The organism is Candidatus Bealeia paramacronuclearis (assembly GCF_035607555.1).
Lineage (GTDB): Bacteria > Pseudomonadota > Alphaproteobacteria > UBA9655 > UBA9655 > Bealeia > Bealeia paramacronuclearis.
On the sequence record NZ_JAVHWZ010000010.1, the window covers coordinates 1 to 9,396 of the forward strand.

Annotated in this window: 5 protein-coding genes; 2 read left to right on the plus strand and 3 right to left on the minus strand. The window is 35.8% G+C overall.

Features of this window, described 5'->3' with window-relative positions:
• The first annotated feature begins 45 nt into the window (after positions 1-45).
• Positions 46-1,251, plus strand: a complete 1,206-nt coding sequence (locus Bealeia2_RS10280) for an MFS transporter (protein WP_331256926.1) — start codon at positions 46-48, stop codon at positions 1,249-1,251.
• 1,932 nt (positions 1,252-3,183) lie between these two features.
• Here Bealeia2_RS10280 and Bealeia2_RS10285 read toward each other — a convergent pair.
• Together Bealeia2_RS10285 and Bealeia2_RS10290 are read right to left on the minus strand one after the other, a co-directional pair.
• On the minus strand, positions 3,184-3,399 hold the full coding sequence (locus Bealeia2_RS10285) for a hypothetical protein (RefSeq protein ID WP_331256927.1): 216 nt from the start codon (positions 3,397-3,399) through the stop codon (positions 3,184-3,186).
• Positions 3,400-4,956: 1,557 nt separating this feature from the next.
• Positions 4,957-5,223 carry a hypothetical protein gene (locus tag Bealeia2_RS10290; RefSeq protein ID WP_331256923.1) on the minus strand — a complete coding sequence of 89 codons (267 nt, stop codon included), beginning with the start codon at positions 5,221-5,223 and terminating at the stop codon, positions 4,957-4,959.
• Positions 5,224-7,631: 2,408 nt separating this feature from the next.
• Between Bealeia2_RS10290 and Bealeia2_RS10295 the strand changes: the two genes are divergently transcribed.
• Entirely contained in the window at positions 7,632-7,787 is a 156-nt protein-coding gene (locus Bealeia2_RS10295) for a hypothetical protein (RefSeq protein WP_331256924.1), read from the plus strand.
• A gap of 1,393 nt (positions 7,788-9,180) precedes the next feature.
• Here the strand turns inward: Bealeia2_RS10295 and Bealeia2_RS10300 are convergent.
• On the minus strand, positions 9,181-9,363 hold the full coding sequence (locus tag Bealeia2_RS10300) for a MerR family transcriptional regulator (protein WP_331256925.1): 183 nt from the start codon (positions 9,361-9,363) through the stop codon (positions 9,181-9,183).
• Between the last annotated feature and the right edge of the window lie 33 nt (positions 9,364-9,396).

The following is a 9,396-nucleotide window of genomic DNA, read 5'->3' on the forward strand; positions in this document are numbered from 1 at the left end:
ACATTATTCGAGACGCTCAAAACCATCTGGCACACACCAAACCTTATGCTGATTGCCGGCACAAACTGTCTCGAGTGGACGGATATGTTTTTGTTCATCCATTGTGCAACATTGTTTTCTTCTGTATTTGTGCCACAAGACTTACACGACAAAATGGGCATTATTTTCACATCAATGATGTGGACCATTCGTCCTCTGGGAGCTTTAATTCTTGGGTTTTACGCTGATAAATTAGGAAGACGAATCCCACTACTCACGACGGCTTTTCTCGTGATGTGTTTAACTATAGCACTTATTATCACGCCTACTTATGCCCAATTTGGTATGTGGGCGTTCGGCATATTTATGCTGATTCGCGTTACATTGACCTTTGTTATGGCTGGCGAAAGCACTCTGGCAAACGTCTATGCTTTTGAAAGCTCCAAAAGATACGAAGATACCTGTTTAACTATTACTTTAGTAGATTTAGGGGCCTCTGTGGCTGGTATTCTCATACTCTCTTCAAGCTTATTTTTAGTTTCTTTGGGAGAGTTATTCTCAAATGAATATATAATAAGAATTTTGCTCGCTTTACTTATTATTACATTTTTATTTTTATTCAAAAATAGACTGTCTTTGACAGAATCTCGTCTCTATACAACAGAAAGAGATTTATTTGAAGATAAGCAGAGTTTTCAAAAAAACAAAAAAATTGCCACCATTCTAAAAAACAAAAGAACATTGGATCAATGGCTTATTTATTGTGGCATTACTTTTTGTTATTCTGTTTCATTTGTGATTGCTTATGTGTATTCTCATGAAATATTAAAACAGAAACTTAATTATTCTGTTATCGATATATTCGGGCACAATTTGTTTGTTATTATATTTGAATTGATAATGCAATTATTATTTGCAGTTATAGTGTTTCAAATGGAAAATAAAAAAATATTCTCTCGTAGAAAAGCTATTATGCCATTAGCATCCATCTTCCCTTTATTGGGGATCTTATTGATTTATTATGAAGTTCAAATTGCTGATAATTTTAATGTTTTTCTTTTTGGATTAGGTCAAATCTTCATTCTTTATATGGGAGAAACCTTGATGTCTGGCCAATTTTTGCTTCACTTTCCAACAATTGGACGCGCTAGATTGGCGACAAGTATTTATGCTATTTCAAAGGTTAGTAGCTTCTTGATTGCAGTCCTTCTCATGGAATACTTGAAAGCCCAAGGTGGATATAATGTGACGCCGTGCATGGCGAGAAGGTAGGGAGAAAGTCCCCGAGGGCTGACCTGATGCGGTCCTTACCTGGGCAGGTGTAGCTTGTGGAGTCTAGGAAGGAAGCCGATGGCAAAACAAGGCTGTGACGAACGAAACTGGATATTAGGCTTTTATGGCTGGGCAACCTGGCATTACACAGAATAGCCCGTCTTCAGGCAGAAGTGCATAGAGAGTAAATCCAGCATGGCCTTGCGAAACCTTCTCGTCTTACCGCGGAGATCTTGAGTTTCGCTCTGTGCTTTCCAGAGCAAGGACGCCAGCAATGATGTCCCTATGAGGCTCAAGAAGTCAGCAGAGGCATGGTACTTCCTATGGGGAAGGAAGGCCCGAATTGGTTAATCAAGGAAGCAACTGAAACTTTGAATGAATAGGAGACAGCAAACGATGCGCAACACCATCTCCCACGACTCTGGCGATGACTGGCGGTACCCGATTCCAGGACGTCAGGGTCTGTACTCATTTTGCAGAGCAGGAACTGCCATACGACACCGTCTACGATGGAACCCACTCTGTTCCATTGAAAACCTCCGGCTGTGTTTGCAAAGTCAAACGCAACAGGAGCCCCTGGCATTGATGACAAATCAATCCAGGACATTGAGAGTCGTCTTGACTTTACCTGGAAAGGACGAGGAAACAGCTTCTGGCTGGAACTTATCCTCCCCAACCCGTCTTGAGACGGGATATCCCTAAGGAGAATGGGAAAACACGCAAGCTCAGTATCCCCACGGTCTTAGACCTGTGGTACTAACAGGCCTGCGTGCAAGTCCTGACCCGTTGCTCGATCCAGGCTTTTCAGACTCAAGCTATGGCTTTAGGCCTGGCAGATCTGCCCATCAAGCTGTCCAAAAGCCAGTCAATATGTGCAGGATGGCAAGGTCTGGGTGGTAGACATTGACCTGGAAGCCTTCTTCGACAGCGTCAACCTTGATCGGCTTATGAGCTGTCTCAAACTGGCCAGCAAAAAAGGGATCCTATTAACAAAACCAGAGGACAGGATCATCAATGGTTTTTGATAATGACGTTATCAGTACACAACTGGCATTTGAGAACATTCTTTATCGACTGCTTCTCAAGTTTATGCCACAATCGCTATGGCGGATGATTACTATGCGATATCTCGCACCTCGTTTGATGCGAAACAAAATTCCAAAGAGATGATTCTGGTTTCTCAGGCTCTTAGTCGATTTTAATTCATCCGAGGCTCTGAAAACTCGATAACACAGAGATCAATGTATTTGGTAGCGTGGGAGGATTCAGCGGCTTTCAATATATGTATAAATATGTGCTGGAGCCACACCAGTACAGAATTTCTCAACAGAGATTTTGACATCGGATTTGAGCAAAAGCAATTTTCAAAACCGTCATTTGTTTTACAGCGAATATCTTGGTTATTTGGATCCTCTCAAAAACATCATCAGAACAGATCTCAATCACAGCGTCCTTGACGCTTGGAAGGCCTGTCCCATCGCGTTTTTTGGGAGGAAAGAGATCATCAAAACTGACCGATTGTTTTCTCTTTAATTCGGGGATTGCCACCAAACATACGATCAGATCTTACTTGAGGCGCTCCGCTGCGCGAGGCTTTTATGATGTGTTGAAATTGGATCCAAATAATCCAGATATTCCTGCTGTAAAACAATGACGGTTTGAAAATTGCCTTTTTGCTCAAATCGATGTCAAAATCTCTGTTGAAAGTCTCGTACTGGTGTAGGCTCCAGCACATATTTATACATATATTGAAAGCCGCTGAATCTCCCCACCTACCAAATACAGATTGATCTCTGAGTGTATTATCGGGAGCTTTTCAAACCCTCGGATGAATTCAAAATCGACTAAGAGCCTGAGGAAACTCAGAATCATCTCTTTTTTGGAATTTGTTTCCGCATCAAACGAGGTGCTGAGAATCGGCAATAGTAATCATCATATATAGCGATTGTGGCCATGAAACTTGAGAAGCAGTCGATAAAGAACGTTCTCAAATGCCAGTTGTGCATGAAACGTCATTATCAAAAACCATTGATGATCCTGTCCTCTGGTTTTGTTAATGATATCAACCACGAAGATAATGTCCGTTAAAGACTGTGCTTTTTCTTCTGCTGTAGGCTCGCGAGACAAAAGATGCGTGATATGCAGCAAGCGCTCAAAAAAATACGAAGGTAATTATATCCACCTTGGGCTTTCAAGTATTCCATGAGAAGGACTGCAATCAAGCTACTAACCTGGAATAGCATAAATGTTCCCAATCTGCGCGTCAATTGTTGGAAAGTGAAGCAAAAATTGTGCAGACATCAAGGTTTCTCCATATAAAGAATGAAGATTTGACCTAATCAAAAGAAAAACATTAAAATTATAATTTGAACTTCATAATAAATCAATAAGATCCCAATAAAGGGAAGATGGATGCTAATGGCATAATAGCTTTCTACGAGAGAATATTTTTTTATTTTCCATTTGAAACACTATAACTACCAAATAATAATTGCATTATCAATTCAAATATAATAACAAACAAATTGTGCCCAGATATATCGATAACAGAATAATTAAGTTTTATTTTTAATATTTCATGAGAATACACATAAGCAATCACAAATGAAACAAGAATAACAAAAAGTAATGCCACAATAAATAAGCCATTGATCCAATATTCTTTTGTTTTTTAGAATGGTGGCAATTTTTTTGTTTTGAAAACTCTGCCTCTTCAAATAAATCTCTTTCTGTTGTATAGAACGAGATTCTGTCAAAGACAGTCTATTTTTGAATAAAAATAAAAATGTAATAATAAATAAGCAGAGCAAAATTCTTATTATATATTCATTTTGAGAATAACTCTCCCAAAGAAACAAAAATAAGCTTGAAGAGAGTATGAGAATACCAGCACAGGGAAGCCCCTAAATCTACTAAAGTAATAGTTAAACAGGTATCTTCGTATCTTTGGGCTTTCAAAAGCATGAGCCCGTTTGCTAAGTGCTTTCTCCAGCCATAACAAATGTAAGTGCGCACGGAATCGCTAAATATACCGAACGCCCACATTCCCATTGCGCATAAGTTGGTGTGATGACAAGACAAACTGTTAAACACATCACGAGAAAAGCGGTAGTAATTGGAATGCGCCTTCCTAATTTATCAGCGTAAAACCAAGAATTAAAAGCTCCCAAAGGACGAATGGTCACATCATTGATGTGAAAATAATGCCCATTTTGTCTTAGGTTCTTATGGAGTGCAAACACAGAGAAAACAGTACTAATGAATGAACAAACATATCTGTCCACTCGAGACGGTTTGTGCCTGCAATCAGCATAAGGTTTGGGTGTGTACCAGATGGTTTTGAGCGTCTCGGGTAATGGGGTGTCGATGACACGAAGCCGATGTCGTAAATCCGTAAGATTGCTCTTGTTTGTTTTGATCTGAACGGCTGTCTCCTCGTGTGTTTTCAACGGTCAAAAGTTTAATTGTAACTTCGTGAGATATGATCATTTTTAACAAAGCTCATATTTTTGTCTTGGTGGTCTCAATCTCATTTCTTTTCACAAAACGAATACTAAACAGCCTAACTTTTTATGAATGATTTTTTTCAGCGAACCTATTTTCTTGTCAACGGGCAACACGACAGCTTCTTCCAGAAAGCTCTGTTTGTTTTTTTTTTGTTTTGAATGTTTCAAGTAATTGTTCTATTCTTCCATTACAGATTTATTAATTCTTAAAAGAAATTGCAACTCTTTCTTCTGTATATTCTTGTTTGAATCGTTGAGCCCTTTTTCTATTATGTTCTTTATTTTTTGCTGCGTTTTTAGAGAGTTTTGAAACAAATTTTTTAATACTTTTAATTAGAAAATTAGTCATATTTAATAATTCATGAAACTCATTAGTTACGCTTTGAGTCTTGGGAGAATATTCTAAGATACTTAATCCAGCAGAGACAGAATTGGCAAAGATCTTTCTAATTTCTAATAAATGCACTTAAATATTGTATATATTTCTACATTTTTTAACAAATTTTCACGTCTCTATTGTCTATTGCCTCCTATGATCGGCTTTATTGAGAAAACAATAAGCTTTCAAATTTGATTAACGGAGAAAATATCATTCAACCAGGATAGAAAGTTTTTTAACTGTCCAAATATCTAGGGATCTAGGAGAAAATGGGAATAACGCAACATCTGATGATATAGAGCCGCTCTTTGCGAGCTAGATCTCTACCCCGATCTCATATGTCTTCAGATTTTTTACAATGAAAGAACTGTGTTTTAAATTCAAACATGCATTTGCACCCTTGTGTATCCCAATAGGGTGGATCGAGTGTTTCTTCTCTCCATGATATTTCTAGCACTTTCTTGATCATCTGAGAATTAGTAAAATATCTCTATTTTTTCATCTCAAAGCAACTGCTAGATTACAGCTAATGTATCTTTTGAGTACCACCTTTAATACCACCTATTGCTTATAAATCATATAATAATACTCGTTCTACTTTTTATTAAAGAAGGAGATGGATTGATTTCAATAAATCTTAGATTTAACGTTATATTGAGCTCTGGAATAAAAATTAAAATTCTTTCCAAATGTTTTTTTATCTATATTTAAATGATCTAATGCATGAAAAATCAGACCCAAACTGATTACCAAAGTTTCCCAATGAAATTTTGAGAGAGTTCAAAGTCGCTGCTTTTATGTAAGCCAGATAAATAGATCGATTGCTAATGGAGATTGTTCAATGATAAAATCATTTCCCATTCAATGGGACTGGATTAGACAACAAATAGTTAAAGAAAACTCGTCTAAAACAATCTTTCCTTTAAATTTTTTTCATCAAAATTAGAACTTTAATCCATAAATAAAAACTGATCTGCAATTCCATAGTTTTCCTATAAACAGCGTTTTTAGATAAATAATGTAAACGAAATCTCGAAGAAAAAAAACCTAAGCATTTGTGTTAGCTCTATTCATTGGACCATTTTCCTCCACCGCCTTAGCTGAAACTATAGCCTTTAAAAAACCAATAAAACTTTTACCCAATTAAATTTCTCGATTCTTTTTTCTGCAGCTTCAATTTCTTGATCCATATCAAAAATTAATCCTAATTATCGATCCATACAGGATTCAATATGATTGCCTGTCTCTTAAAAAAAGAACCAGATTCTATCAATAGAGATAAATTATTGACATTTTTACCAACTGCAGCATCACCTACGTCTTGGAGTAAGCATGCTAGATGAAAGTTTTGGAATAAAGATGAAGATGCTTTGAAGTGTCATCTGTCCAATGTAAATCAATCAATGTCTAACACATTTTAGCAAAGATGATTTCGTGATTTATATCAATCTCTGAATTAAACATTGACACTTAAGGAGAAAAACTACTCGTTGTCAAGAGAAAATCTGAACCAATCTTAAATCTGAACCAACTGATATAAATCCGATAACTCGATATAAATCTGAACCAACTGATGTAAATCTGAACCAACTCGATATAAATCTAGACCAACGATATAAATCTGAACCAACTCGATATAAATTAGACCAACTCGATATAATCTGAACCAACTCGATATAAAGAAAATTATACATCAAACGGTAACGCACATCAAACAGTAACGCTTTTACCTCAAACAGTAACGCTTTTACACTCAAGCTAGTAACGACATGTATATATAGAAATAGTTTTAGTCTTTGATGTAATTTGTCCTTAAAACCCTGTGATATGTGGATAACTTTTTTATATCGAGGTTGGTTCGATTTATATCGAGTTAATTCAGATTAATCGAGTTGAATTCAGATTTTTATCGAGTTGGTTCAGCTTTATATCGAGTTGAATCAGATTTATGTCGAGTTTGTTCAACATATCAATTGAATTTAAGATTTAAATCAATTGTTCAGATTTATATCGAGTTAATTCGAATTTCTCTTGACAACGAGTAGTTTTTCTCGCGAAAGTGTCGATGTTTAATTCGAGAGATTGATATAAATCATGGGAAATCATCTTTGCAAAAACAATAGATCATTTGATTGATTTCATTTGGACAGTAAGCACTTCTAAATATCTCTACTTTTATTCAAAACATTTCATCTTAACATGCTTACCTCACAAAGGATCTTAAAGTTGATATTAACAGTAAAGTAAAAATATCGATAATTTATCTCTATTGATAGAATCTAGTTCTTTTAAGGGCAAACAAGACAATGACATTGGAATCCCGTATGAATCGATACTAGATTAATTTTGATATGGATCTGACTGAAGCTGTCGAAAATAATCAAAAATTAATTTTGGAGAAAACATTGGTACAGCTATAGGTTTTAAAGCATATGTGGAGGAAAAATCAATGAATAGAGTTTATAACAATCTTAGGTTTTTTCTTCAAGTTTCGTTTGACTATTTATCACAAAGGCATTGTTATAGAAAACTATGGAATTGCAGATCAGTTTATTTATGGACAAGTTCACAATTTTGATGACAAAATTAAAAGGAAGATTGTTTTAGACGGAGTTTTCCAACTTCTTGTGTCTAATCAGTCCCATGATTAAAAGTGAACATCATTGAAACAATCTCCATTAACCAATCGATCTATTTATCTGAGCATTATATCAGCAGCGACTTTGAACTCTCCTCAATTTCATTGGGAGGCTTTGCACGGTCAGTTTGGGTCTGATTTTCATGCATTAGATCATTTAAATGTAAGATAAGAGCATTTGGGAATTTTAATTTTAATCCAGAAGCTCTATACAGTAAATTAAAGATTTATTGGAAATCAATCCCATCTCTAAACTATTTTAATAAAAGTAGTGTGAATATTATTATATGATTTATATAATAATTAGTAAAAGTGGCACTGGAAAAGACTACATTAGCTGTTAATCTAGCAGTGCTTTTGAGTATGAAAATAGAGATATTTTACTATTGACTCAGATGATCGAAGATGCTACGAAGTTGCTTGTGGAGAGAAGAAAACCTCGAGATCAATTCTATTAGATACACAGCAGTACAATGCATGGATTTGCTTAAGATACAAGTTCTTTCCGCGTAAAAAATATGAAGACATAGTTATAGATGCACGGAGTGGGTCTGCTCGCAAAGAGCAGCTCTATATATCAAATCTGTGCGTTATTCCCATTTTCTCCTAGATCTAGATATTTGGACAGTTAAAAGAGCTTTCTATCACTGAATAAATCGTACTATATTACAATTGAAAGCTTATTGTTTTCTCAATATAAAGCCGATCATATAGGCACAGACAATAGTGACGCAGAAAGACGATAAAATGTAAGAACATATCTAATATTGGTACATTCTAAAATGAAGATCTTTGCCAATTCTGTCTCTGCTGGATTAAATATCTTAGAATATTCTCACAAGATCGGCAACTATGAGTTTCATATTATTAAGTATATGATTATTGGTTTTCAACAAAAGGATAAAGTGGTTATTCAAACTACTCTAAAAACATGACAAAATGAATTAATGAAGAGAACAATTCCAAAAACAAGAATATACAGAAGAAAGAGTTGCAATTTCTTCATTTGAAATTAATAAATCATAATGGAAGAAAATAGAACATTATTGAACATTCAGGAAACCAAAAAAACAAAACAGGCTTTCTGGAAGGCTTCTTCGGCAGGTTCTTCAGAAATATTCGTTGAAAAAAATATTTCCAAAAGGGATGGGCTTTTGGTGTTCACGTTTTTGGAAAAGAAATTGAATTACACCTCATGGGTTAAAACCAATCGACCTGCTTCTCTGTCTAAAATGACTATCAGGGATCTTCAGACCCTTTGTATTCATCCTGCCAAGTCCGCAATGGTCTCAAACTTCTAACATGAGCTGCACAATACATCTCAAGGACTTGTTTTTGTCTTTCCAAATCCTGCCGTTGATCTGATTGGAAACACGAGCATAGCAAAGCGTTTTCTATCTATCTTTTCAGTGCGAGAACAAGATGGGGCGCAAGGCAGATAAAGGATAACGTCTTTGTCCTCCCGCTGTTCTTTCGGGAACAAGGCGACTCTCTTTTTCCATCGCCTTAATGTGCGCATTTGACACTCCAAGAATACGACTGGCTTCTCTGATACTCAATAACTTATCCAATTGGATAACTATATACAAGTTTAGATAGGTTTTAAAACGCAGTTATTACCC

What these genes read in the sequence shown, in the direction of transcription:
- Bealeia2_RS10280 (WP_331256926.1), top strand. Translation starts at nt 46, where the DNA reads ATGCTGATTGCCGGCACAAACTGTCTCGAGTGGACGGATATGTTTTTG.